26 protein-coding genes and 2 pseudogenes are annotated in these 25012 nt (G+C 66.9%); 22 read left to right on the plus strand and 6 right to left on the minus strand.

The window, feature by feature from the left end:
- The first annotated feature begins 13 nt into the window (after nucleotides 1-13).
- The 10 genes from MYF83_RS21965 to MYF83_RS22010 all read left to right on the plus strand — a co-directional run bounded on the left by MYF83_RS21965 (nucleotide 14) and on the right by MYF83_RS22010 (nucleotide 10571).
- Nucleotides 14-799 (plus strand): SDR family NAD(P)-dependent oxidoreductase, encoded by a 786-nt coding sequence (locus MYF83_RS21965; RefSeq protein ID WP_248962467.1) that lies wholly within the window; start codon nucleotides 14-16, stop codon nucleotides 797-799.
- A 32-nt stretch (nucleotides 800-831) separates the two neighbouring features.
- The gene (locus tag MYF83_RS21970) at nucleotides 832-1569 is read left to right on the plus strand and encodes an SDR family NAD(P)-dependent oxidoreductase (protein WP_248962468.1); all 738 of its coding nucleotides are present in this window, start codon (nucleotides 832-834) and stop codon (nucleotides 1567-1569) included.
- A 156-nt stretch (nucleotides 1570-1725) separates the two neighbouring features.
- On the plus strand, nucleotides 1726-2472 hold the full coding sequence (locus MYF83_RS21975) for a GntR family transcriptional regulator (protein WP_248962469.1): 747 nt from the start codon (nucleotides 1726-1728) through the stop codon (nucleotides 2470-2472).
- A 184-nt stretch (nucleotides 2473-2656) separates the two neighbouring features.
- Nucleotides 2657-3841 carry an MmgE/PrpD family protein gene (locus MYF83_RS21980; protein ID WP_248962470.1) on the plus strand — a complete coding sequence of 395 codons (1185 nt, stop codon included), beginning with the start codon at nucleotides 2657-2659 and terminating at the stop codon, nucleotides 3839-3841.
- A 93-nt stretch (nucleotides 3842-3934) separates the two neighbouring features.
- Nucleotides 3935-5092 (plus strand): acyl-CoA dehydrogenase family protein, encoded by a 1158-nt coding sequence (locus MYF83_RS21985; RefSeq protein WP_248962471.1) that lies wholly within the window; start codon nucleotides 3935-3937, stop codon nucleotides 5090-5092.
- 1 nt (nucleotide 5093) lies between these two features.
- Nucleotides 5094-5966 carry an HpcH/HpaI aldolase/citrate lyase family protein gene (locus MYF83_RS21990; protein ID WP_248962472.1) on the plus strand — a complete coding sequence of 291 codons (873 nt, stop codon included), beginning with the start codon at nucleotides 5094-5096 and terminating at the stop codon, nucleotides 5964-5966.
- Nucleotides 5966-7126, plus strand: coding sequence for a CaiB/BaiF CoA transferase family protein (locus MYF83_RS21995; RefSeq protein WP_248962473.1), 1161 nt, complete (start codon nucleotides 5966-5968; stop codon nucleotides 7124-7126). Before MYF83_RS21990 ends, MYF83_RS21995 begins: the two co-directional genes overlap by 1 nt.
- Nucleotides 7123-7974, plus strand: a complete 852-nt coding sequence (locus MYF83_RS22000; protein ID WP_248962474.1) for an HTD2 family dehydratase — start codon at nucleotides 7123-7125, stop codon at nucleotides 7972-7974. The genes MYF83_RS21995 and MYF83_RS22000 overlap by 4 nt, the downstream gene beginning before the upstream one ends.
- Nucleotides 7975-8096: 122 nt before the next feature.
- Nucleotides 8097-9566 carry a catalase gene (locus tag MYF83_RS22005; protein ID WP_279339885.1) on the plus strand — a complete coding sequence of 490 codons (1470 nt, stop codon included), beginning with the start codon at nucleotides 8097-8099 and terminating at the stop codon, nucleotides 9564-9566.
- 558 nt (nucleotides 9567-10124) lie between these two features.
- Nucleotides 10125-10571 carry a hypothetical protein gene (locus tag MYF83_RS22010; protein ID WP_248962475.1) on the plus strand — a complete coding sequence of 149 codons (447 nt, stop codon included), beginning with the start codon at nucleotides 10125-10127 and terminating at the stop codon, nucleotides 10569-10571.
- Nucleotides 10572-10736: 165 nt separating this feature from the next.
- Here the strand turns inward: MYF83_RS22010 and MYF83_RS22015 are convergent, their stop codons facing one another.
- Entirely contained in the window at nucleotides 10737-10931 is a 195-nt protein-coding gene (locus MYF83_RS22015) for a hypothetical protein (RefSeq protein WP_248962476.1), read from the minus strand.
- 514 nt (nucleotides 10932-11445) lie between these two features.
- Between MYF83_RS22015 and MYF83_RS22020 the strand changes: the two genes are divergently transcribed.
- From MYF83_RS22020 to MYF83_RS22035, 4 genes and pseudogenes are all read left to right on the plus strand, one after another.
- Nucleotides 11446-11682, plus strand: a complete 237-nt coding sequence (locus MYF83_RS22020; RefSeq protein ID WP_248962477.1) for a hypothetical protein — start codon at nucleotides 11446-11448, stop codon at nucleotides 11680-11682.
- 327 nt (nucleotides 11683-12009) lie between these two features.
- The gene (locus MYF83_RS22025) at nucleotides 12010-12567 is read left to right on the plus strand and encodes a DinB family protein (RefSeq protein WP_248962478.1); all 558 of its coding nucleotides are present in this window, start codon (nucleotides 12010-12012) and stop codon (nucleotides 12565-12567) included.
- A 56-nt stretch (nucleotides 12568-12623) separates the two neighbouring features.
- A pseudogene (locus tag MYF83_RS22030) lies at nucleotides 12624-12770 on the plus strand (IS5/IS1182 family transposase); the annotation flags it as partial.
- Nucleotides 12771-13174: 404 nt separating this feature from the next.
- Nucleotides 13175-13627: a hypothetical protein gene (locus MYF83_RS22035; RefSeq protein WP_248962479.1), complete on the plus strand. Its 453-nt coding sequence runs from the start codon at nucleotides 13175-13177 to the stop codon at nucleotides 13625-13627.
- Here the strand turns inward: MYF83_RS22035 and ldt-CoaP are convergent.
- Nucleotides 13575-14354 (minus strand): L,D-transpeptidase, encoded by a 780-nt coding sequence (gene ldt-CoaP, locus MYF83_RS22040; protein WP_248962480.1) that lies wholly within the window; start codon nucleotides 14352-14354, stop codon nucleotides 13575-13577. The genes MYF83_RS22035 and ldt-CoaP overlap by 53 nt on opposite strands.
- 218 nt (nucleotides 14355-14572) lie before the next feature.
- Here ldt-CoaP and MYF83_RS42945 point away from each other — a divergent pair, with 218 nt between their 5' ends.
- Entirely contained in the window at nucleotides 14573-15304 is a 732-nt protein-coding gene (locus MYF83_RS42945; protein ID WP_279339886.1) for a hypothetical protein, read from the plus strand.
- A 58-nt stretch (nucleotides 15305-15362) separates the two neighbouring features.
- Here the strand turns inward: MYF83_RS42945 and MYF83_RS22050 are convergent.
- Nucleotides 15363-15563 (minus strand): annotated as a pseudogene (locus MYF83_RS22050) (2-oxo acid dehydrogenase subunit E2); the annotation flags it as partial.
- A gap of 369 nt (nucleotides 15564-15932) precedes the next feature.
- Between MYF83_RS22050 and MYF83_RS22055 the strand changes: the two are divergent.
- On the plus strand, nucleotides 15933-16088 hold the full coding sequence (locus MYF83_RS22055) for an SDR family NAD(P)-dependent oxidoreductase (protein WP_248962481.1): 156 nt from the start codon (nucleotides 15933-15935) through the stop codon (nucleotides 16086-16088).
- A 512-nt stretch (nucleotides 16089-16600) separates the two neighbouring features.
- On the opposite strand, the gene MYF83_RS22060 is transcribed toward MYF83_RS22055, so the two are convergent.
- Together MYF83_RS22060 and rox are read right to left on the minus strand one after the other, a co-directional pair.
- On the minus strand, nucleotides 16601-16882 hold the full coding sequence (locus MYF83_RS22060) for a hypothetical protein (RefSeq protein WP_248962482.1): 282 nt from the start codon (nucleotides 16880-16882) through the stop codon (nucleotides 16601-16603).
- 545 nt (nucleotides 16883-17427) lie between these two features.
- Nucleotides 17428-18852, minus strand: a complete 1425-nt coding sequence (gene rox, locus MYF83_RS22065) for a rifampin monooxygenase (protein ID WP_248962620.1) — start codon at nucleotides 18850-18852, stop codon at nucleotides 17428-17430.
- Between the two features lie 364 nt (nucleotides 18853-19216).
- Between rox and MYF83_RS22070 the strand changes: the two genes are divergently transcribed.
- The 5 genes from MYF83_RS22070 to MYF83_RS22090 all read left to right on the plus strand — a co-directional run bounded on the left by MYF83_RS22070 (nucleotide 19217) and on the right by MYF83_RS22090 (nucleotide 23731).
- The gene (locus tag MYF83_RS22070) at nucleotides 19217-19813 is read left to right on the plus strand and encodes a site-specific integrase (protein ID WP_248962483.1); all 597 of its coding nucleotides are present in this window, start codon (nucleotides 19217-19219) and stop codon (nucleotides 19811-19813) included.
- Between the two features lie 416 nt (nucleotides 19814-20229).
- Nucleotides 20230-20751, plus strand: a complete 522-nt coding sequence (locus MYF83_RS22075; protein ID WP_248962484.1) for a hypothetical protein — start codon at nucleotides 20230-20232, stop codon at nucleotides 20749-20751.
- A gap of 273 nt (nucleotides 20752-21024) precedes the next feature.
- Nucleotides 21025-21420, plus strand: coding sequence for a DUF2809 domain-containing protein (locus MYF83_RS22080; RefSeq protein ID WP_248962485.1), 396 nt, complete (start codon nucleotides 21025-21027; stop codon nucleotides 21418-21420).
- A gap of 674 nt (nucleotides 21421-22094) precedes the next feature.
- Nucleotides 22095-22655: a GNAT family N-acetyltransferase gene (locus tag MYF83_RS22085; RefSeq protein ID WP_248962486.1), complete on the plus strand. Its 561-nt coding sequence runs from the start codon at nucleotides 22095-22097 to the stop codon at nucleotides 22653-22655.
- A 545-nt stretch (nucleotides 22656-23200) separates the two neighbouring features.
- Nucleotides 23201-23731, plus strand: a complete 531-nt coding sequence (locus MYF83_RS22090) for a tyrosine-type recombinase/integrase (protein WP_248962487.1) — start codon at nucleotides 23201-23203, stop codon at nucleotides 23729-23731.
- 493 nt (nucleotides 23732-24224) lie between these two features.
- Here the strand turns inward: MYF83_RS22090 and MYF83_RS22095 are convergent, their stop codons facing one another.
- Complete coding sequence (locus MYF83_RS22095; RefSeq protein WP_248962488.1) at nucleotides 24225-24638, minus strand: nuclear transport factor 2 family protein; 414 nt, start codon at nucleotides 24636-24638, stop codon at nucleotides 24225-24227.
- Between the two features lie 104 nt (nucleotides 24639-24742).
- Between MYF83_RS22095 and MYF83_RS22100 the strand changes: the two genes are divergently transcribed.
- Nucleotides 24743-24967 carry a hypothetical protein gene (locus MYF83_RS22100; protein ID WP_248962489.1) on the plus strand — a complete coding sequence of 75 codons (225 nt, stop codon included), beginning with the start codon at nucleotides 24743-24745 and terminating at the stop codon, nucleotides 24965-24967.
- Nucleotides 24968-25012: the final 45 nt, after the last annotated feature.

A 25012-nucleotide genomic window follows, 5' to 3' on the forward strand; every position in this document is an offset into this window, starting at 1 on the left:
CACTGGAGATCACATGACATCGCCGATCTCGTCCGGCCTTTCCGGCCGGGTCGCAATCATCACCGGCGCCGCCAGCGGCATCGGCCGTGCGCTGGCCGTGGCCTACGCCTCCCAAGGGGTACGGACCGTGGTCGGCGCCTACCCTGGTGACCCGCACGACCCCGCCGAGACCGCCCGCCTGGTCGAGAAGGCCGGGGGGACGTGCGTCGTGCACGAGGTGGACGTGCGCGACGCCGCGCAGGTCGAGGCGTTCGCGCAGCGCGCGATCGACGAGTGGGGCCGTCTCGACATCGCGGTGGCCAACGCGGGCGTGCTGCGCAAGGCCGCGCTCGCGGATCTCACTGATGACGCCTGGGACGACATGCTGCAGGTCGACCTGACCGGTGTGCTGCGCACGCTGCGCTCGGCGGCCGGGCGCATGGGGGACGGCGGCGCGATGGTCGCCATCTCCTCGATCGCCGGCGGCGTGTACGGCTGGGGCGAGCACGCCCACTATGCCACGGCCAAGGCGGGAGTGGTCGGGCTCTGCCGCAGCCTGGCGGTGGAGCTCGCGCCCCGGCGAATCCGGGTGAACAGCGTGATTCCCGGGCTCATCGTCACCCCTCAGTCTTCCGACCCGGTGAACTCGCTGGGGCCGGAGGGACTGGCCCGCGCGGGAGGAAGCATCCCCTGGGGCCGGGTCGGACAGCCGGAGGAGGTCGCGTCCGTCATCCGGTTCCTCACCTCCGACGACGCCGGTTACGTCACCGGCCAGGCCCTCGTCGTCGACGGTGGGCTCACCGTGCGCATGCCCGACTGACCAGGTAAGCCATCAAAGCGAAGGAGGATCTCATGCCGGTTCTCGCGGGCAGGACCGCGTTCGTCACCGGAGGCGCGAGCGGGATAGGCCGCGCCGTCGTCGACGCCTACGTTCGTGAGGGAGCCGAGGTCATCGTCGCCGACCGCGACGCCGAGCGGGCGGCCAAGGCGGCCGCCGAGGCAGGCGCGGCCGGTCATGTCGTCGTCGACGTGAGCGACAACGAGTCTGTGGCCGCGGCGGTCGACGCCGCGATGGAACGGCTGGGCAGGATCGACGTTCTGGTCAACTCCGCCGGCATCCTCACCGAGGCGCCGCTGGTCGAGATGGATCTCCGGATGTGGACGGAGACGATCGCGGTCGACCTCACCGGTGTCTTCCTGTGCTGCCGCCACGTCGTCCCTCACATGGTCGAGCGGCGGTGGGGTCGCGTCATCAACATCGCCTCCCAGCTCGGCATCAAGGGAGGGCGCTCGCTCACCCACTACGCCGCGGCCAAGGCCGGTGTCATCGGGTTCACCAAGTCACTGGCCCTGGAGGTCGCCGAACACAACGTGCTGGTCAACGCGATCGCCCCGGGCCCTGTCGAGACCCCGATGGTCGCCGGCATCACGGAGGCCTGGAAGGTCGCCAAGCGTGCCGAGCTTCCTCTCGGTCGGTTCGGCCGGCCGGAGGAGGTCGCCCCCACCGCGGTCCTGCTGGCCGGTGAACCCGGCGGCAACCTCTACGTCGGGCAGACCCTCGGCCCGAACTCCGGGGACGTCATGCCCTGACCGGGCGAATCTCGTCACATCGGTGCGCTCGGGGACGCGCTCATGCCGCATCAGGGCGGTGAACAGCATTGGAGGCTTGAACGTCTCCCATATAATGTTCAACATTTGGTACAACAAATGCGTCCTGCGAGACTCGCAGTGCGAGGAGGAACCGCGGTGGACCCAGCGGCAAAGGCGGAACCGGCGTTCCGGCGCGTATGGGGCGACCTCCGAACGCAGATCCTGGGTCACGCGTTCCCGCCGGACACCGCACTGCCCACCGAGGCCGAGATCGCGCGCCAGTACGCCGTGAGCCGCCAGACCGTCCGGCGCGCCTTTCAGGATCTGGTGGCCGAGGACCTGGTGTTCCGGGTGCCCGGCAGGGGAACGTTCGTCACACCGGCCTCGGGGCGCTATCTGCGGCAGTTCGGCTCTGTCGAGGACCTGATGGGCCTGTCGGCCGACAGCCAGCTGCAGGTCCTGCGCCCCCTCGCCGCCGCGGTGGACCCCACCTCGGCCGGCAGGCTGCGCCTGCCTGACGACCGGGTCGTCACGGCGTCCTTCCTGCGGGTCCACCACGGGGAGCCCTTCTCGCACACGAGCATCTATCTGCCGCCCGGCGTCAGGGCACACCTCGGCGAGGTCGAGGAGCTCTCCAAGCCCGGGACGGTCAGCGAGGTCACCATCATCGGCCTGCTCGACCAGGCCCTCGATGCTCCGATCCAGGACGCCGAACAGAGCATCACCGTTGGGACCGCCGGTGGCGAGGTCGCGGAGAGCCTGGGCCTCCCGGCGCGCACCCCCGTGCTGCGAATCGACCGAATGTACTTCGACACGAACGGCGATCCGGTCGAGCTGGCGATCAGCCACTTCCACCCCGACCGGTACTCCTATCGAACCCGGCTTCGCCGCCACCGCCCGTAGCGCTTCGGCGCGTACTGATCCCGCGAGCCCCGCCGAGGCGCGTCCCAGGAGGGCCCGCCCCGGCTCGGCATGCCCGGGTTTCCCCGGTCCACGGGATGGATGCCGACACATGTTGACGCCAGCCGTACTTTCTGGATAAATGGCCGTACATTCTTAGTCATCTGACATGCAAGGAGCTGGCGCTGTGAGTTCCATTGCCAGGGAGCTGGCGACCTGGGCCGCGAACCTGCGCCCTACCGCCGCCGACCTCGAACTAGCGGATCGCTCCCTGCTGGACACGGTCGCGGTCGCGGTGGCAGCGCGCAATGAGCCCGTGGTCGAGACGGCCTCGTCCCTGTCGGAGGCGGCCCGGTGGGCCGTGGCCGCGCACGTGCTGGACTTCGACGATCTGCACATGGAGTCGACGACCCACATCAGCGCCGTCTGCGTTCCGGCCGTGCTGGCGGCCGGGGGCGACGCGCGCGCCTACCTCGCCGCCGCCGGCGTGATGTCCCGGCTGGGGACGGTGCTCGGCTGGTCGCACTACACCTCCGGCTGGCACGCCACCACCACCGCCGGCGCACCGGCCGCCGCCGTCGGCGCCGGCGTGGCCCTCGGCCTCGACGCCGGCCGGCTCGCCACGGCCATGGCCCTCGCGGTCCCCGCGGCAGGCGGTGTCCAGCGAGCGTTCGGCACCGACGCCAAGTCGCTGCAGGTCGGCTTCGCCGTTGACGCAGGCGTGCGGGCGGCGCATCTGGCCGCCGCGGGCGCCAGTGCGGACGTCTCCGCGCTCGACCAATGGCTGGAGCTCGTCGGTGGCGACCCGAGCGTCCTTGACCTGACCGGCCCGGCGATTCCCGGCGGCCTGGCCGTCAAGATCTTCCCCTGCTGCTACGCACTGCAGCGCCCGATCAGCGCTCTGGCCGGCCTGGCCACCCAGCTGGACGCCGCCCAGGTCGACCGCATCGTGCTCAAGACGCCCAAGGGCACGGTCACCCCGCTGATCCACCACCGTCCGGACACCGGGCTGCAGGCCAAGTTCAGCCTCGAGTACGCCGCGGCGACCGCGTTGCTGGACTCCCACCAGGGCTTCGCGAGCTTCACGGACCAGGCGGTGCGACGACCGGAGGCCCGTCGCCTGGTGGACCTGGTCGATGTGCGGCTCGGCGACGGCGGCGACTGGCTGCTCGCCGGAGAGCTCGAAGCGGAGGTCCACACCGGCGACGACGTGCTGCGCGTCCGGTCCCAGTTCCCGCCCGGCTCACCGCAGCGTCCTCCCACGCGGGATGAGCTCCTGCGCAAGGTCGAGGACTGCCTCGACGGCACCACGCTCGTCCCGGACACCATCGGCTGGTCATCCGCGTGCCAGATCCTGCGCGACCACTTCTGAGACCCGATTCGCGCGCTGAGGCGCCGCACCGATGAGACCGACCCGCTTCGCGCGCTGAGGCGCCGCACCGATCACAACCGGAGAGGAGTCCCCGTGGAGGGACTGAACGAGGAAGAGCAAGCGATCGTCGAGATGGTCCGTGACTTCGTCAACCGGGAGGTGAAGCCGGTCGCGCAGGAACTGGACCACACCAACACCTACCCCGAGAAGCTCATCGAGCAGATGAAGCAGCTGGGCGTGTTCGGCCTGGCGATCCCCGAGCCCTGGGGCGAGGCTCGCGTGAGCACGCCCTGCTACGCGCTCGTCACCGAAGAGCTGGCCCGTGGCTGGATGAGCCTGGCCGGCGCCATGGGTGGTCACACGGTCGTCGCCAAGCTCATCCTCGACTACGGCACTCAGGAGCAGAAGGACACCTACCTGCCGCGTATGGCGACCGGTGAGCTGCGCGCCACGATGGCCCTCACCGAGCCCGGCGGCGGCTCCGACCTGCAGGCGATGCGCACCTTCGCATCCTCAGCCGGTGACGAGTACGTCATCAACGGCTCCAAGACGTGGATCACCAACGCCCGCACGGCAGAGCTCATCGCGCTGCTGTGCAAGACCGACCCGGCCGCCACGCCGGCACACAAGGGCATCAGCATCCTGCTGGTCGAGAAGGGCCCGGGCTTCTCCCTCTCCCGCGACCTGCCCAAGCTGGGATACAAGGGCGTGGAGAGCTGCGAGATCGCCTTCGACGACTTCCGCGTCCCGAAGTCCTCCCTCCTGGGCGAGCGCGAGGGGCAGGGGTTCGCGCAGATGATGCGCGGTCTGGAGATCGGCCGCATCCAGGTGGCCTCCCGGGCCCTCGGCGTCGGGCGAGCCGCCCTGGAGGACGCGCTGCGCTACTCCCAGGAGCGGGAGAGCTTCGGCAAGCCGATCTGGAAGCACCAGTCGATCGGCAACTACCTCGCTGACATGGCCACGAAGCTGACTGCGGCCCGCCAGCTGGTGCTCTACGCGTCGCGTCGCTTCGACGCCGGTGAGCGGGCCGACATGGAGGCCGGTATGGCCAAGCTCTTCGCCTCCGAGACCGCCATGCAGATCGCGCTCGACGCCATCCGGATCCACGGCGGCTACGGCTACTCCACCGAGTTCGACGTGGAGCGCTACTTCCGTGACGCGCCCCTGATGATCGTCGGCGAGGGCACCAACGAGATCCAGCGCAACGTCATCGCCCGCCAACTGGTCAGCCGCGGCACGGTGGCCCCCTGAGATGAGTACGGACGTCGACGCCCGCCCGCCCGCGACGGTGGACGTGCACAGCGCTCGTTCCTGGCTGTTCGTCCCTGGTGACCGCGGCGACCGGTTCGCCAAGGCGGCCGCGAGCGGCGCTGACGTCGTGGTCTGCGACCTGGAGGACGCCGTCGCCGCCGACGCCAAGGCATCGGCCCGCGCCGGGGTCACGCGCTGGCTCGACAAGGGCGGTGTCGCGTGCGTGCGGATCAACGCCCACGGCACGCCGTTCTACGACGCGGACGTCTCCGCGCTGTCGGGGATACCAGGCCTGCGTGCCGTCATGCTGCCCAAGGCCGAGGACCCACGTGCCCTGGCTGAGCTCGGCGACGCCCTTGGCCCGGACACGGCGGTGGTCGCACTGGTCGAGACGGCGCTGGGCCTGCATCGCGCATATGATCTGGCCTCGGCGAACCGCGTGGCTCGCCTGGCCTTCGGCTCGATCGACTTCGCTCTCGACGTCGGCGCCGAGGAAGCACCGACCCCGATGCTCTTCGCGCGATCCTCCCTCGTCGTGGCATCCCGCGCAGCGGGCATAGCCGCTCCGGTCGACGGTGTCACCGTCGCACTGGACGACCCTTCCGTCGTGGCGGCGGACGCCGCCACAGCGGCCGGTCTGGGCTTCGGCGGCAAGCTGTGCATCCACCCGCGTCAGGTGAGCGCCGTCAACGCCGCGTTCAGCCCCAGCGAGGAGGAGGTGCGGCGCGCCCGCCGGATCCTGGACAGCGTCACCGACGGCGGTGCTGGACGGCTGGACGGGCAGATGGTCGACCGGCCGGTCGTGGAGCGCGCCCGTCTGGTCCTGCGACGGGCCGGCTTGGAGCCGGTCCCCGACGACCCGAGGAGGTCCTAGTGCTCCCATTGGAGGGCATCACCGTAATCGCACTGGAACAGGCCGTGGCGGCCCCGTTCGCCACCCGCCAGCTGGCCGACCTGGGTGCACGCGTGATCAAGATCGAGCGTGCGGGCAGCGGGGACTTCGCCCGCGGCTACGACGAGACGGTCAAGGGCATGTCGAGCTACTTCGTGTGGCTCAACCGGGGCAAGGAGAGCATCACGCTCGACATCAAGGACCCGGAGGACCGCGTGCTCCTCGACGCGATGCTCGCGCAGGCGGACGTGTTCGTGCAGAACCTCGTGCCAGGGGCGATGAAGCGACTCGGCCTGGACGGGGAGACCCTGCGGGCCAAGCACCCGAGGCTGATCACCTGCTCGATCTCCGGCTACGGCTCGGAGGGGCCCTACCGCAGCAAGAAGGCCTACGACCTGCTCGTTCAGTGTGAGACCGGCCTGCTGTCGGTGACCGGAACGCCCGAGTCGCCCGCCAAGGCCGGCATCTCCGTCGCGGACATCTCCGCCGGCATGTACGCCTACAGCGGTGTGCTGACCGCGCTGTACGAGCGCGAGCGCACCGGCGTCGGCACCGGCTTCGAGGTGGCGATGCTCGACGCGCTCGGGGAGTGGATCAGCCAGCCGTACTTCTATGCCGGCTACGGCGGCACGCCTCCGCGCCGCACGGGCGCCCGCCACGCCTCCATCTCCCCCTACGGGCCGTACCACGCCGGAGACGGGGTGCAGGTGTTCATCGGCGTGCAGAACGACCGCGAGTGGGCGGCGCTCTGCGCCGACGTGCTGGGCCGGCCGGACCTGGCCCGGGACCCACGCTTCATCCGCAACTCCAGCCGCGTGGAGAACGACGCCGAGCTGTGCGTGATGCTCGAGGAGGCCCTGTCCGGCCTGACCGCCCAGCAGGTCACCGAGCGCCTCGACGAAGTCGGCATCGCCAACGCCCGGCTGCGCAGCATGCACGAGTTCGCCGAGCACCCGCAGTTGGAGGCCCGCGACCGGTGGCGCGAGGTGGACTCTCCCGTCGGCACCCTCCGCTCCCTGCTGCCCCCGGTCACCGTGGCGGGGCGGGAGGCGGCGATGGGCGCGATCCCCGCGCTCGGCGAGCACAGCGACGCCATCCGTGCCGAGTTCGCTTCCAAAAGCCCCACGAAGGATCAGTCATGACATCGAGCGCGGCCAGCGCGGAGCAAGGCGAAACCCAGACCAGCCGCCGCACCGAGCTGATCACCCCCGAGCCGGCCGAGGCCCTCGCCGGCCTGCTGGACATCGACCCGCCCTCCGGCGACGAGGAACTGCCCGCCCTGTGGCACTGGATCTACCTGCTCGAGCGTCGCAGGCAGAGGGACCTGGGTCCGGACGGGCATCCGACGCACGGCATACCGGCGCCTCCCGGGCCCGGGCGGCTGCGCATGTTCGCCGGCGGTCGGGTGTCCATGCACACCCCGCTGCGATTCGGCGAGCCGGCGACCCGCACGACGCGGATCGTCCGCACCGCGGAAAAGGATGGCAAGTCCGGGCCGCTGACGTTCGTGACCGTCCGCAGCGACATCGAGCAGGGCGGCCGGCCGGCGATCACCGACGAGCAGGACATCGTCTACCGGGCCCCCGGGTCGACGCTGCCGGCGAAGCCCAGCACTTCCGAGACCCCCGCGCACACGGCGCCCGAGGATGGCCTCGCGCTCGACGTGGACTCGGTGGTGCTGTTCCGGTTCTCAGCGCTGACCTACAACGCGCACCGCATCCATTACGACTCCGCGTATGCCGCGGAGGAGGGCTACCCCGGTCTGGTCGTGCACGGGCCGCTGCAGGCCCTGATGATGGGCGAGCTGATCCGTCGTTCGGGTGTGCCGCTGGTCGGCCAGGAGTTCGCCTACCGCCTCGTCGCGCCGGCATTCGGTGAGCAGCGCCTGACGGTGGCACCCGACCCCGACGAGACCTGCGTCTCGGCGCAGGTCAGGGACGGCGCGGGCAGGGTCACCGCGACCAGCACCCTACGCCCGTGGAGCACATAGCGCCCCTCGCCCCACAGATCAGGGCCCTGCTGAGAGATCTTCATCCACCGGCATCGACGATTGCCACTTGGTGCCAGAGCGGATGCAAGCATGTCTTGGAAGGAGAATAGGGGGGCGGGCGAATGAGTGACCTGTCACTGAACACGACCACGGACGCCGGTATCCCCGTGCCCAGCAATGAGTACTCGCTCACGGTCGGCGCCGGCGGCCCCAATCTGCTGCAGGATGCCTACCTGATCGAGAAGCTGGCCCACTTCGTCCGCGAGCGCGTCCCCGATCGCGTGTACCACGTCAAGGGCGGCGGCGCCTTCGGCTACTTCGAGGTGACCGCCGACGTCACCCAGTGGACAAAGGCCGCCTTCCTCAACCAGGTCGGCAAGCGCACACCGATGCTCGTGCGCCTCTCGTCGGTGGCCGGCGAAGAGGGCTACCCGGACACGGACCGCGACGTCCGCGGCTTCGCCCTCAAGTTCTACACCGAAGACGGCAACTACGACCTCGTCGGTAACAACACACCGGTCTTCTTCGTGCGCGACCCCATGAAGTTCCCTGACTTCATTCACTCGCAGGAGCGCATGCCCGACAGCGGCCTGCGCAGCAACAACATGCAGTGGGACTTCTGGACGCTCTCGCCCGAGTCGGCCCACCAGGTGACGATCCTCATGAGCGACCGGGGGACGCCACGCACTTGGCGCAACATGAACGGCTACAGCAGCGACACCTACATGTGGGAGAACGCCGCCGGCGAGAAGTTCTGGGTGAAGTACCACTTCAAGACCGAGCAGGGCATCCAGAACATGACCGACGCCGAGGCCAGGGCCATGCGCGCCGAGGACCTCGACTACCACCGGCGCGACCTGCGGGAGGCGATCGCCCGCGAGGACTACCCGTCCTGGCGCCTCGAGATGCAGATCATGCCGTATGAGGACGCGGCCGACTACCGCTTCAACCCCTTCGATATCACCAAGGTCTGGCCGCACGAGGACTATCCGACGATCCCGATCGGCCGGATGGTGCTCGACCGCAACCCCGAGAACTTCTTCGCCCAGATCGTGCAGGCCGGGTTCGACGTGGCCAACTTCGTCCCGGGCATCGGGCCGAGCCCGGACCGGATGGTGCTGGGGCGGATGTTCGCCTACGGCGACTCCAGCCGTTATCGCACCGGCCCGAACTACGCGCAGCTGCCGGTCAACCGGCCGCTCAACGAGGTGCGCAACTACAACAAAGACGGCCCGATGTGCTACCACCACAATGGGAACCAGCCGGTCTACGCGCCGAACAGCTACGGCGGGCCGACGGCCGATCCGCAGCGCTACCGCGATCCGAGTTGGTTCGTGGAGGCCGCCGAGATCATGCGTACGGCCTACGAGGCGCACAGGGACGACAACGACTTCATCCAGCCCGGCACGCTCTACCGCAAGGTGATGTCGCCGGCCGATCGGGACCATCTGGTCGGCAACATCGTCTGGCACCTGAGCCAGGGGGTAGAGCGCTTCATCCAGGAGCGGGCGGTCAACGACTACTGGAGCAAGGTCGACCCCGACCTCGGCACGCGCGTCGCCCACGATCTGGGTCTCGCGAAGATCAATTAGCTCGAACAAGATCAAAGCCTAGGTTCCGAATCCATCGGATGACCTGGGCTTTCGTCGTTGGAGCGGGTGACGGGAATCGAACCCGCGCTGCCGGCATGGGAGTCGGCCTCTTCCCCCTCTGAGCCGGGAAACCGGCGTGCGGCTCAGAGGTCCTCGCGCCCCGGCACCCGCCCACGCGGCCCGCGTCCATGTTCAAAGGAATTCTTCATCCCTTTCTCGGGGGAGCCTCACCGCGACTCGCGAGGCTCGGTGTGTTCCCATCGAACGGAAGAAGTGGTCTCCATGCTTTCCCGCAAGCTCGCCGCTGCCCTGATGTGTACGGTGATCGGACTTTCCGCCGGTTGCGCCACGTCCCCCTCGGCAACGGCCACGTCCCCCTCGGCGGCAGCGACGTCCTCCTCCGCGACAGCAGGGCACGGCGCGCCCCGCAGCGGCGGTCCCGGATTCGGCGGCGGGGGATCCAACGCCCGGTCTGGACCGGCCGCAGGGGGAGCAGTCGGCACGGTCAGCAGCGTGTCCACGTCGAGCTTCACAATGTCGACATCAGCGGGTCAGAAGGTGACCATCGACAAGGCGTCCTCCACGACATACAAGAAGGGGACGAGCTCGACCGCGGCGAGTGCCGTTACGACAGGCGAACCCGTCCTCGCACTTGGGACGGTCAACGGAACGACCATTACGGCCACGCAGGTCATCGTGCGACCGACTGGCGGCGGATCTGCGACCTACTCCCCGGCACAGGTGGTCGCCTTCCAGCGCGGTGCACCGTCCGCGTCAAAGCAGGACGGTCAGATCCCGGCGAACTACACTGAGGGAGACGGGACGATCGTCAGCGGAACGACAGCGAATAAGGCGACGGAAGCTGCGCTGGCCACCTACCAGGGGGGCGTCGTCGACCGTGTTGTGCAGCTGAGCAACGGCGAGTACGAGGTCCACAACATCGGCGTCAACTGGCCGCACCACGTCTTCGTCAACAAGGACTTCAAGGTCGTCGGCGCTAACTGACCGCCACGATAGACCTCGGACGGCTCTTCGAAGCCGGCCAGGGACGTCGCACGACCAGCAGGCATGGACCTCGGGTGCCCCCGACATCGATCGTCGTGCATGTCGATGAGCATCCGATGACGGAAACCCCGCCGCATCCAGGAGGCGCGGCGGGGTTTCCGGTACTCACTTGATCTCGTAGGCCCTGATGACGGTCTCACTGAAGGCGTTGCCGCCGGTGTCGGCGGCTGTGACGCGCAACGAGGCGAACTTGCCGCGCGCGCTGACCGGATGCCAGGTCTCGGCGGACCAGGCGCCCTTGCCCGACGGGTGCACCAGCGCGGGCAGCCAGGTGCGGCCGTCGTCGTAGGAGATGTCCATGGTGAGCGCGCTGACCTTCAGGTCGGGTGAGCCGTGCTGGCGCTGGATCCGAGCGCGGGGCCCGCTTCGTGCTGCAACTCCCCCGAGCCGAACCAGGCGCCCCGTCCGTACCGGCCGCGTGTCTCGAAATGTGCGGTTTTCGCATCTTTCTTCCCAGGAGTCTGCCGCAATGTTGCTAATTTCCTTGCCTATCATTTTTCGTCTCTGTGGCGCCGCATTGAACCCCCCGGGGAAGTGCCATCCAGGCTTCTGTCGGCGGTACGAATCTGCAGCTCGAAGCCTCGCAGTGGCTAGCTGGGGTGCAATGCCGCATTTCTCTGGTGGATGTGGATAATCACATTTATGCGGTGATGTGGCCGAAGTAACTTTTTGCCGCTGGCTGGGAGATTTCGGGCTGATGCCGCGATTAGTCTGAGTGATGTCAGCGCCGCATCGGCGTATCCCGGGACCCGGAACCGACGCTCGTCATCCCCGTCAATCGGGGTTCGGTCCTCACCTCAGGGAGTGATCTCTGATGCTCAAGCGTTTGCTCTTCGCCGTCGCGCTGGCGGCGTCCACGCTCCTCGTCACCGGAACCGTCACCGGCACCGCGCAGGCCTCCGAGCCAAGCGTCTGCGCGTCGGCCCGGCACGTCACTACCTCCCCCAATCCCAGCCTATGCAAGTGGAGAGATGACGGCTGCTACTACTGCTACAGCTACAGGACCGCAAGGTGGGACCAGCAGTATTGCAACGGCGACTCCGATGGCTAGCCGCATCGGTGACTAGCCCCGACGGACAACGGCAGCCCTGCGAAGCACTGCCTCGCGGGGCTGCCCCGCGTGTGTTGAGCCAGGAGCTGCCGGTCGGGGTGTACGCGATCTCGACGTTGTTCGCCGCTGCCCTCCCCGACCTTGCCGTTGCCCCCGCCGGAGGCTGGTTATTGAGCCTTTCCGCGCAAGGTGGTGGTCGCGCTGAGTGATCACGAGTAGGGCCACGCCCGAGCCCGTTGACCATGAGTGCCGGTGTCGTTAATCAGTTGCCGGCCGCCATGCGCGTCTCCGATGATTGCGGCCATGGCCACAACACGACGAGCCGACATGTTCACCGCGGACGGCAAGCCTTCTGACGACGACCCGCGTGAGAACGGACCAACGTTGGGCGACGAGCGCGTCACGCTGGTCGAAGCCCTGCGCTGTGCACGCCTCACATTGGAGATGAAATGCTCAGGTCTTGATGCGGAGGCTATGGCGCGGCGTTCCGTCGAGCCGTCGACGATGTCGCTCCTGGGGCTGGTGCGCCACCTGGCCGAGGTGGAGCGTGCGACGTTCCGGGTACTGATGGCGGGACAGGACGTGCCCCGGCTGTTCTGCTCCGACACCGACCGTGACGGTGATTTCGATGGTGCTGTTCCCGACCCTCAGGTGGTGGCGGAGGCGTGGGACGCATGGCGTGCGGAGGTGGACTTCGCCGAGCGGTTTGTGGCCGAAGCGCCCAGTCTCGACATCACCGGCAACGATCCCTTGAATCAGCATGGCAGCGGTGGCGGGGCGATGTCGCTGCGCGAGGTGCTGGTCGGATCGATCTGGGAGTATGGCCGCCACATAGGTCACGTCGACCTGTTGCGCGAGCGGATCGACGGACGCATAGGCCAGTAATGATCACGGGTAGGGCGCGCCGAACCCGTTGAGGTACAACGAAGGCGCACAACGGGTTACGGGCCATCGGCGAGCGTGGCAACTCGCTGCTGAAGATGACCTTCCGAGCACTGCGCAACGTCGGCCTCGATCCCTGGCGCATCGGTGCGATCGTCGCCGCAGCGCTGGTACTCCTGCACTACGACCACGCCCGTACGACATGACGACACTCAGTGATCAAACCCTTGCACGGAAAGGCTCATTGCCTCGATCAGAGGGATGCCTCGCTGGGAGACTGGCGGCATGGCCAATTCGTTGTCGTTGGTGCGCCGCTTACGGCCCTATGAAGAGCTCGGAAGAGACGCATACCCCTCGTCACCCTGGTTAATGGCCCGCTAATGGCCCGCGATCCGGCGGAGGGAGGTTAGGCGCTGTTTCGCTGGCGAGCCGCGTGGCGCGGGCGGTCAGGTGCCGGCGCTCGGGCAAGGTGGTGGCCCGCCGGGCGGCCTCCCGGTAGCTGGCCGCTGCTGCGGAGTACTCGCCGGCCAGTTCCAACAGATGTGCCCGGGTCGCCAGTAGGCGGTGGTGGCGTGCCATCCGGTGTTGGCGTCGGTGCGGTCGAGTAGCCGTGAGCCGCCGTGAGTATCCGGGGTTCTCCCCTGTTCTGGCACGGATCTGGCACGCGATCATGGTCCTGACCTCTTCCTATCAGGACCATCCCGGCTGTGATCAGGAGCGTACGGCCAGCCGCCGACCAGTGGTGGACGGTGTGAGCGTGAGTGGTTATGAGGGGCTGTTGCAGTACCCCGGAGCCACCGTCAGAGTGAGCCACGTGATCGAGATCGACGGCCCTTTCTACCGCCGCGTCAGCGAACCTGGCGAGAGTGACATGCACTCTGACCGCTGGATCCGGCACACCACGACCGCGAGCATCCTGCTCGTCGCTGACGCCGCCGTCGTCTCTTCCCGGCACATGCACAAGCTCACGTTGGTGCATGGCGAGGACCCGTTGGCCGCCGCCCTCATCCTCAGGGAGCGATCAGAACCGGAGTCCCCAGAGGCAGTCCTGCCAGCACCTTGAGCGCGCGAGCAGGTACCCTGACACAGCCGTGCGTGACTGCCTTGCCGAACACCTTCCGGTCCGGCCAGCCGTGGAAGGCGACCGTGCCGGGACCGCCGCCGAAGGTGTCGAGCGTCGGCGAGTGCGTGCCGAGTGGCAGGATCAGCGGGCTGTAGGTCTTCTTCTTTGGCGACATCAGGGCCAGCAGGAAGGTCCTGCCCGCCGGGGTGGGCGTCTCAGGGCCGCCGATGGCCACCGTCCAGGTGCCGAGCTTCTTGCTCGCGTTCATCACGGTCAGTCGCCTGGTGCCCAGTTTCACGATGGCGCGGTAGCGGCTGCGCGCCTTCTTCAGGCCCTTGGCCTTGATCCAGCCGGTCACGTGGTTGGGCTTGCTGGGCAGGAGCACGCGGTACCAGCCCTTGCGCGCCTCCACCACCGGCACCCAGGTCTGGTTGCCGAGCTGCTTCGCCGGGAGGGTGGCCGCGGGCTTGCCGCCGGGCAGGGCGTAGACGGCCACCGTGCGTGCGGGGTGGACCACGATGCCGCTCAGCTTGCCGTACGTGTCGGTGTCCTGCGGGAGGCCGCTCAACGCCGTGAACGTGGTGGCCTTGGGGAGTGCGGTCGCCGTGACCGAGGCGGCGGCGGCGAGAGTGACGGGCGACGCGACGACGCTGGCGGGGGTCGCGGCGACGAGGCTCATGGCGACGAGCGCGGCGCCGATGAGTCGGCAGGGGGCATCGAGCGGCACGATCGGCTCCTGATGTTCTATGGCACTTACGACACGAGCGTGTAACCATCTGGCCCCGCTGGATAACGGTTTGGAACGTTTGAAGGCCCTTGGCCAGCGGGTGTGACATTTTTACACATATGAGCCTAGTGAGGCTCAAGCTCTCTCATACACCCCGAGGTGCGGTCGTGACACCCCCCAGACTCTCTTCAGTCCGTCGCTGGGCAGCAGCGGCACTCATGCTCGCGGTGGCAGCACTCGCGGTGCTCGCCATCTCCAATACGGCCTCAGCTGGAGCGGTCCAGGGGAAGCCGCCCGGCGACAATGGCGACGTCAAGATCCACAAGTGGACGACGCCGGAGGACGACCAGCGCGACGAGCCCCACGTCTGCGTGTTCTATCTGGTCGGGTTCAACTTCGACGCGGTCGAGCAGGTGAGCTGGGAGATCAAGTCCTGGCCGCCCACCGGCGACAAGACCACCGTGAAGAGCGACACCCTCGTGCTCGACAAGGACGGGCATGGCCGTAGCGTTGACATGACCCTGCCGAACGGGCACTACAAGCTGTTCTGGACCTTCGCGGGGAAGCATGGCGCGGCCAAGCAGAAGGTGTTCTGGGTCGAGTGTGAGCCCACGCCCACGCCCACCCCGACGCCCACGCCGACGGTGACGCCCTCCCAGCCGCCGACGCCGACGCCGACGGCCACTCCGACTCCGACTTCCACACCCACTGCGACGCCCACTGCGACGCCCACGGTGACCCCCACTCCCACGCCGACGCCCACCTCGACGCCCACTTCGACGCCGACGCCGAGCAACACGCCGACCCCCACCCACTCCGGCCAGGGTGATCACGGTACGGTGATCCACGACTGGATCGAGTGGGACGAGAACGTCACGCCGACGCAGGACGAGCCCAAGCCCGCGCCCACCCCGACGCCGGTGAAGTCCGATATCCCGGTCACTGGCTGACAGGCGACGCCGAACGACGGGGCCCGGATCAACGCGATCCGGGCCCTCCGTCGTCTTCTCAGCTCCAAACGAGCATGCGCAGCGGATCCGCGAGCATCGCCCCCACGTCGCGGAGGAACAGCGAACCGAGCTCGCTGTCGATGATCCGGTGATCGAACGACAACGCCAGCGTGGTCACCTTCTGTACGACGAGCTGGCCGTCGACGACCCACGGCGAGTCCTTGATCTGGCCGAACGCCAGGATCGCCTGCTCGGAGGGCCGACCCCTTACGTCGAGTGCCACTGACTCCCCGTGACTCTCTGCTGGTCTCTGTTCGAACGGGCATGCAACGGACACGCGGCTTCGAAGGCTGCGGGTGGAAGTGGACCCATGCTCATGGCAGGGGTGAGGAGCGGCGTAGTTCATCACGGCTACGCCGACAGGATGCCGCCAGGCTTCGAGTTGGATACCCGCGAGGCCTTGATCGCTCGCCGAACGATGGGGCAAGCATCTGCTTCTAAATCATGCGCGAACATATATGTCACGTCCGGTTTCCGCTGTAATTGCTAGTCCGAATCGCACCAGCCCTTGTCGCGCGACCGCTCGTAACGTGTTCAGCGTATGGAAATTACAACGAGGGAGGACGATATGGATCTCCAGCTTTCAGGTCGGGTTGCGGTTGTCACCGGTGCTTCCAAGGGCATCGGCCTGGCCGTCACTCGTACCCTTCTCGACGAAGGCGTCCATGTCGTGGCCGCGTCACGGAAGAGCACCCCGAACTGGAGGCGCTCGGCGGCGACCTGATCCACGTTCCGGCCGACCTGATGGACGCCGAGGCTCCAGGCCGGTAGGCCGGTCCTGAGTGAGCGTGATTGTCCCCTCGTCACCCTGTCTAATTGCACGCTAATTGCACGACGATCAAGATGGAGCTTGTGGAGGACTACCAGCGGGCTTTCATCGGACGGATGGTCGGACGCCTGGACGCGTACGCTGCGGGTGAGGTGACGTTGTCCAAGTTGGTGGAAGATCTTCGGGGATTGTTCGAGGTCGCTGATCCTCGGGAGTGGAGTATCCGGGACGCGTTCCAAGATCTGTGGGTGGATCTCGACGCCGAATGTGAGCTGAGGACAGAGCCGTGGGCTCCGCCAGGGTTGGCTGACGATGCTCACCTGCGCCGGACTATCGATGCGCTTCACTCATGGGCCTCGCGCATAGCAACGGGGGCACCCACGGGCCGGCAGCTGTGAGCGCTCCCTGTCGATCATCCTGGAGCCGGAGTGCCCCCGCCGGAGGCTTGGTTTTCTATGGCTCTGCGGCTACACCGTGCCGTTGAGGTGCTGGCGGACTGTGGTGTCGTTCTCCAGGATGTGGTCGATGGTCTCCCAGTAGTCGGAGAGCCAGGGATGCACGAGGGCTTCTTCGCGGGACAGCTTGCGTCCATAGAGGGGCTCATCGGGTGCGACGTCCGCGCCCTTGACCAGGGAGCAGGCCGGGCCGGGTTGTCCCTCGACGGGACCGACACGGCATCCGAATGTGACGCGGTTCGGGCTGGGGCGACTGACGGGCTCGCCCGGCGCCCAATTGTCATCGATGATCACGTCGATCCATGCTTCATGGAGTCCATCGTGGTGGTAGCAGGATGCATAGTAGATCGCGTAGGCGCCGTCGTCATTGTTGATGAATCCTGTGACGCGGTCAACGTGGGTATGGCAACAGTCGCAGACGCCGGTCCGAATGTTTCTATCTGGATCGATTCGTAGTCTCACGATGGAGCTGGGATTGATCGATGAGTACGAGTTCGTGGTGCAGCCCAGGCTCGCGGGCCACGGGCCGACGTTGTTCGCCGGACTATCGAAGCATGTCGACTTGAAGCTCGTGAGCCGGCTGGAGTTCGGCTTGGGGCGGTGGCGATGCGGTACGAGCCGAGAAGGTAGCCATCGGGCTTGTTAGCCCGAGCCGGCCGCATCATGGAGCCCTGGTTCGCGGCTCTTGAGCGCCCCACCGCAGCGGTTCCTCCGCAGTCAGGTCGACAAATGAACCCGGCCGCCTAACTGGAAACCCCCAGCTGAACGACCGGGTCAACGGCTACTTCGCCCCTCGGAGTTCAGGGCCGTATATGCGGATGACCGCTGCTCAGGCGAAATCAGTTGGCGGGCTTGCCGAACCAGCGGGAGAGGTGGTCGTCCAGGTCCTGCTGATCGTCGCCGATCCAGGCGACGTGGCCGTCGGGGCGTAGCAGGACGCACGGAACGTCCAGTACCGCAGTGGGATCCGCGAGGTAATCGACCCGGTCTGACCAGCCGCCGACGGTCAGGCGTTCGGTGCGGTCCAGCAGCAGACCGCGGCCGCGATGCAGCAGACTGTAGAGGTGGCCCTGTTTCACGTCGATGTCGCGCAGGCGGCGGCCGAGCAGGTCGGGGCCTTCGCCGAAGTCGTAGCGGATGCCGATCGCGGTGATCTTCTCGATCAGATGGCGGTTCACCTCGTCGAAGTCCATCAGTTCGGTGAGCAGCCTGCGCACGGCCTGTGGGCCCGGTTCGGTGGACGTCAGTTCCATCTGGGCGCGGGTGTTGTCCAGCACGTCCTCGGCGACCGGATGACGTTCGGCCTGGTAGGTGTCCAGCAGTGTTTCCGGCGCCCAGCCGCGGATCTGCGCGGCTAGTTTCCAGCCGAGGTTGAATGCGTCCTGAACGCCCAGGTTGAGGCCCTGTCCGCCGATGGGTGGATGGATGTGCGCCGCATCGCCGGCCAGTAGCACCCGCCCGACGCGATAACGTTCGGCCAGCCGGGTGGCATCCCCGAAGCGGGACAACCAGCGCGGGGAGTGCACGCCGAAATCGGTTCCGGCGATGGTGCGCAACTGTTGTTTGAAATCTTCGAGGGTGGGCGGTTCCGCGCGGTCGCTGACTCCCGCGGCGGGGACTACGACGCTATAGACCCCTTCGCCGAAGGGCCTGAGCCAGAATCGCTTATGGGTCTCGCTGATTTCGGTTACCTTGGCGGCGATCTCCTCCTGCGGTACACCCACTTTCATCTCGCCCATGAGCGTGTCGGTCCGTGAGGGCTCGCCGGGGAAGCCGACGCCGAGCAGTTTGCGCACCGTACTGCGCCCGCCGTCACAGCCGACGAGATAGCGCGAACGCAGCTGTTCCCCGTCGGACAGCTCGACGGTCACGCCCTCGTCGTCCTGCTCGAAACCGGCGACCGCACAACCGCGCCGGACCTGCGCGCCCAGTTCGATCGCATGTTCTTCGAGCAGGTGATTGATGACCGGCTGCGGGATGCCCAGCAGATAGGCGTGCGCGGAATCCAGGCCCTTGGGCGCGGGTTTGGTGATGGCGGCGAAGAAACCGCCGGCCGGACGCTGTCTTCCGTGTTCGAGAATGCGCTCGAGCAGTCCGCGCATTGCCATCAGCTCGATACTGCGAATATGCAGACCGACTATGCGGACGAACGACACGGGCTCGGTTTCCTTCTCCAGAACGAGTACCCGCATATCGTGCAGCCGCAGTTCGGCGGCCAGCATCGCACCAGTCGGCCCGCACCCGGCAATGATCACGTCGAACATGAGGGGCGCGCGATCGGCGCCGGAGGCCGGCGACCAGAGTTCGGGGACGTCGCCCACGGTGAAGTCGCGCTCGACCATATCGTTCGACGACGGCTCGGCGGTGAACTGCTGAGAATGCATAGGTGTTGCCTTTCGGGAGTGCCTTGTTGGCGCGGCGCTCCCGGCGACACCTACGTCAATCGCCCGACCGTGACGGTAAGGGGGAGCACCCACATCGCGATACAGCGTTCATGGGTCTCACCTCCTCGGGTGGTGTCACGGTCAACTGCAAGCTACAAGCCCGAGCATCACCCCGTCCAATCATTTCCCAGCCACGTGATCACGACTCCAAACGGGCCCCTGCGGTTGCAGGGCGATCTCGGCAATGCGGCGGTCGGCAACGGTCGACGAGGTCTTTGATCTCGCTGACCGGGTGGGACGGCGCCCGGTCGGTAACCTCCGAAAGCTCAACGCCGGCTTCTACCGGCTGCGGTTCCAGCGGAACAGCGAGATGCGCACTCATCCGGAGACCTTCGCGACGAGGAACGCGGCCGAAGGAACGCTGTGGACCATGGGCGTCGAGGGCCGGGCCGACTGCGTCCATGATCGACGCTTCCGCGCCCTGGTTCTCCTCGCTACGTTCGCGAGCCTGCGGTGGGGGGAGGTGAGTGCGCTCCGTCGTACGGATGTCGACCTCGACGCGGGGACGGTGCGGGTCCGGGCGGCCTTCATCGAACGGTCGACCGGGGGACTGGTTCTCGGCCCTCCCAAGTCCAAGGCAGGCCGTCGTTTCGTCGGCATTCCCAAGGTGATCGTTCCGGCACTGCGAGAGCACCTGAACACCTACGTCAAGGACGAACCCGATGCGCTCGGCCGAGAAACGATCAAGGCCCGGGTCGGGAATCATCCTCTGACCTGGGCCTTTGTGTGTGGAGCGGGTGACGGGAATCGAACCCGCGCTGTCAGCTTGGGAATCGGCTAGTGATCTTCCCCCTCTGAGCTGGGAAACGGGGATGCAGCTCTGCGGTGGTCGAGTGACCGTGAGTCCCCGTGAGACCCCACTGATCGCCGTTCAATCTGGCACGCATCTGGCACGAAGTCTCGACGTCAAGACACCGCTCGACTACTTCACCCTGGACTAATCAACCCTCGCCGCGACCTGCAACGAAACCCTGAACCACCGTGATGACCTGCAATGGCCGTCTCGGTGGTTCTCGGTATTTCGCAGCTGATCACGGTGTCATGTGCCCTGGTTGTGCCCTCCGGTCCGGGATCTGGGTAGGTCGCGGATCGGCAGCCAGCCTGCGCCGGCGGCGACGGCAGCCACAACCAGCGTGACCCAGGGCACCCACGGCCTTGCACGCCGCATTTGCGCGGTGCTCGCTGTAGCTTGGGTCCATGGTGATCGACACGGGCGCTCACCTTGCGCAGAGGCATTCCTGGTACTCCGGGGTGCTGATCACGATGATGGCGGTACTCGTGAGCTTCCCGCTTGCCGGTGCTGGCATATCTCAGAGCATCGTCACCGCCGTCCTCGCCTTAGTCACCATCGCGGCCCTGTGCACGCGGTCCGCGTCGGCGATCCGGGCCACGGTGTTCATGGACGTGCTGTTTCTCGTCTTCACGATCGGCATCGGGCTCGGATGGCCTCCTGCCATCACCACGATGCTTGTCTGCGTGCTCCCGCTCGCGGCCCTGCTGGCCTGCGGGCGCGTGCCGTCGCTGAGGCTGGCGGCGCCCTGGCTGAGGATCGGTCGGCTGACCCCCGACATCCCGTGGCTGTCGGCCGCCACCATAGGAGGAAGCGCGGTCGCGCTGACGCTCTGGGTGATGGCCGTCAAGCCGGCCCCTTCCCCGTACCTGCGGCAACTGCAGGATCTCCGCTCCATCGCCCCGAGGGATCACACGTCGTACATCTGACGGCCAGAAAGCGCTGACCTGGGCCGTTTGGTCGCTCCCGCCGTTGACCTGTGGCTATGGCTCTCGCTGGTTCCTCGCACCACGCGGGGCACTGTGTCATCTGGTCGGGCCTCATTCCGGATGGATCGTCACTACGTTCCAACGTGCTGGCATGCCGTCGCCATGGCACTCCACCGCGGTCGCTGACGTGACGCAATCAGCATGCGCCATAAGGGACGAGTTCTATGATCAGGTTCGTCCTGATCGTTGAGATTCGGAGAAGATGTCAATCTCATGCGCCGTGCCATGGTCCTTCTGGGTGGCGTCGCCCTCGCCGTCGGCGCGTTCGCCCTCTTCTACCGAGGCCTGGGACAACCGTTCATCCGCGGTTACGTGAGCGACGTCGGCGCCACCATGCTGGTCTACGCGTTCTTGGGGCTGCTGTGGCGCACCACCGCCGCACGCCGCACCCTGGCCACGGCCGCGATCGCCGCCGCCGTCGAGTTCTACCAAATAGTCGGCATGACCCCGCCGGGCATCGGCGGTATCCTGGTCGGCGCGTTCCCCGACCCATGGGACCTGGTCGCCTATGCCATCGGTGTGGTCGCGGCCCTGGCCTGGGAACGCCGATTGGTCCGATCCGGTGATAGACCGGCTGACTCTCGGACTCCGCCCCCACCGGCACGCTGACGGTACGGATGCCCCACAGCGGCGAGGTCATCGGGTTCGTCCTGCGCGTCGAGCTCCGGATCTCCGGTGCGGTAGTTGTCAGGGGAGTCCTTCCAGTGGGGGAGCGGAGATTCGAACAGTTGTCCCGACGGATATATGTGCGCATGTTTGTCTGTCGCCAGGATCGCCGACGGTCACCGCCGACCACCCTGGACCGCATGCGCGTTTGTGCCGCAGCTCTCATCGGTGGGCGTGGCCGAAAGTGGCGCGTATCAGAGTGGGCCGTAGACCTGGCCGAAAGTCCTGCTCCAACGCGTTACGCCTTAAGTGCAGTGGTTGAAGCGGGTGACGGGAATCGAACCCGCGCTGTCAGCTTGGGAATTGCAGGGATGCCGGCTCGTGGGGGCGTTGACCTGCGGCTGAGGACGGTCATGAGTGACCGTGGTTGACCCCTCGTCACCGCCCTTAATGGCACGCTAATGGCAGGACGATCAACCCGTGACCTGCCGTTTCTCGCGCGACGCGCGCACCCCGCCCGACTGATCATCCCGTCTGCCGTCGGCTCGCCCGAAGGGGAAGCGGGCCAGGGCCACGGGCACCAGATGGAGCGCCCCTGCCGGAGGCAGAACTTGTTTGCTGGAGGGTTGCTCACCTTTCTCTGTGCGGTGTTCATCAGACCGTTCTAGAATCGGCCGATGATCTCGCTGACGACTGAGCGGCTCGTCCTGCGTGGCCCAAACGAGGGCGATATTGATCCGCTCGCCACGATGAATGCTGACCCGGAGGTCATGCGCTACATCGGGGATGGGTCGGTGTTGCCGTTGGATCGTGATCGAACTGCGGCTGGAGTTGCCCGTGCTCAGCGAGAATGGGAAGAGTGCGGCTTCGGCCTGCTCTCCGTGATCGTGCGGGAGACTGGGCAGCTCGCCGGGTGGGTGGCGCTGACGGTGCCGACCTTCCTTCCCGAGATTCTTCCTGCGGTGGAGATCGGGTGGCGTCTGAGTCGCCAACACTGGGGGGCCGGCTACGCCACGGAGGCCGCTGGGGCGCTGCTGAGATTCGGGCTCATCGACTGTGGTCTCGACCGCGTCGTTAGCGTCCGGCATGTCGACAACCTTCGTTCAAAGCGAGTCATGGACAAGCTCGGCATGCGGTTTGGGCTCGAAACCGTCATGCCTGGGCATGGCCAACCTGTCGCGGTCCACGAGATCACCCGTGCTGAGTTCGATGCTTTCGAGATGACGACGGCTCCGTAGGACGGCCTCACGCGCGAGTTCTTTTGGCGTAAGGTCCGTGTGTCGGGCCAGGTCGCGGCCCGAGTGGCGGGCGCGCGCGAGAACGGCCCCCAGGCCGCACGCGCAGCGTGCGGCCCGCAAGCTCGGGCCGCGTGGCGGCGCGCAGCGGCGCCCTTGATGGCTGCCAAGGCGTACCGGCTCCTGCGGGCGGTCCTGATGACCGCGAGCGAAGAGGATCACATCCTTCAACGCAATCCATGTCGGATCCGCGGGGCCGGTGACGAGCACGCGCAGGAGCGCTCGGTGCTCACGGTGGGGCAGGTATTCGAGCTGGCTGAGCGTGTTGGCCGTCGACCCGTGGGCAACGTGCGGGGCCTCAAGGAGGGACAGGGCTACCGGCTCAGATTCCAGCGGCACGGCGAAATGCGGACCTATCAAGAGGTTTTCGCCACGCGGGCCGATGCAGAACGGGCGCATTGGGCGTTGGTCGGCAAGGGGCAAGCTGACTGCACTCACGATCGGCGGTTCCGTGCGTTCGTCCTGCTGGCCACCTTCGCGAGCCTGCGATGGGGAGAGATGATCGCATCGATCTCAAGGCGGGAACGGTGCGGGTCCGCGCGGCCTACGTCGAACGGTCGACCGGCCCGCTGGTGCTCGGGCCTCCCAAGTCCAAGGCTGGCCGGCGCATCGTCGGCATCCCGCAAGCGATCATTCCGGCGCTCCGCGAGCACTTGGCGGTCTTCGTCAAGGCGGAACCTGATGCGTTGGTCTTCTCGGGGATCAAGGGTGGTCCGCTTCGGCGTAGCGGGTTCAACCGGCTCAGCTCGTGGCCGGAAGCCGTGCGGGCCATCGGAGCGGAGGGCCTCCATGTTCATGATCTCCGGCACACCGGAAACATGATCGCGGCTGAGTCCGGTGCCGGCCTCAAAGACCTCATGGCCAGGATGGGCCACGACAACGTCAGGGCCGCGATGATCTATCAGCACGCCGTACGCGGGGCCGACAAATCGATCACGGACGCGATCGACAAGCACATCACCGGACAGGATGACGAGGACGATGACGGGCTCTCCGGGGCGCTGGTGCCGGTCGGCTGATCAACACTTAATGGCACGTTAATGGCACGCGGAGATCAACTAGCCCAAACAAGATCAAAGCCCAGGTTCCGAATTCATCGGATGACCTGGGCTTTCGTCGTTGGAGCGGGTGACGGGAATCGAACCCGCGCTGTCAGCTTGGGAAGTCTTTCGACACCATGCAGCCTGAGCTGCAAAAACGCTGACCTGGGCATATGCGGGTCGAGTGACCGTGAGTCCCCGTGATTCCCTGCAGGTCGCCGACCGTACGGGCACGCGACGGGCACGAAGTCTCGATGTCAAGACACCCGCTGGCCGATGAGCCCGGCCATCGCCTGGCAGATCAAGGTGCAGGCGGTGGCAGGCTGACCCTCATGATGTCGATATCCCAGCCCGAACCGGCGCGCGCTGCCATGACAGTGGGCGGGAACTGTCGAAGTTTCTCCCTGCCGGTCGGCGGGGGCCGGGAGAGCCGCATGATGACATGGTCGCCTGCTCCCCGGCCTCCCGGAGATCAGTTCTCGCGGATCCAGGCGGGCGTGATCCGCTGCTCACGGAATCGCCAGCCCGCCGGCGTCCGCACCACGGTGCCCGCCATGCGCAGGCCGCCTGTGAAGTGGGGTGCTTGGCCGTCGCGGTAGTAGAACACGAGCGAGTACGCCGAAGCAGTCGCCTGATCGCCGTTGACGTCCACCAACAGGTCAGTGGTCAGGTGCTGGGCTTGCTGCCCCTCGACCTCACTCTGTCGCATAAAGCCGACGACCTTGTCGATGCCGCGGAGTTCGCCCCCGCGCGGCGAGTGCACCGCCACATCGTCGGTGAAGACGGTGCCTGCATCCTCCCATCGCTTCTCGTCGAGCAGGCGTGCGAAGCGGGCGAACAGGTCGGCGATCTCGATACGGTCGGCGATCAAAGTATCCGTGGACACGGTGTCCTCTTTCGTTCGTTGAGTTAACGTTCGACTCTTTAACGTTTCTGGCGCGAACGAACTATATCGTTAGTCGGACTAACGCAACAGGTAGAATCAGCGTCATGAAGAGCAGGGCCCAAGCCGCGGACATGCCCGGCAAGCGCATCGTCTCCGTGCCCGAACTCCTCCTGCCGGAGCTCCGGACGCACCTGAACACATACGCGGGGGAAGGGGACGACGGCCTGGTGTTCATCGGCCCCAAGGGCGCCCAGCTCCGGCGGGCGAACTTCACCCGGACATGGAGCAAGGCGATCACCGCAGCAGTGGTGAGCATCCAGCGGCGGTGACGGCCATCGTGTTCTCCGAGGGGAGGAGTTGGCGTTCGGGGAGCG

Origin of the sequence: Sphaerisporangium perillae, from assembly GCF_023276435.1 — a bacterium.
Taxonomy (GTDB): Bacteria; Actinomycetota; Actinomycetes; order Streptosporangiales; family Streptosporangiaceae; genus Sphaerisporangium; species Sphaerisporangium perillae.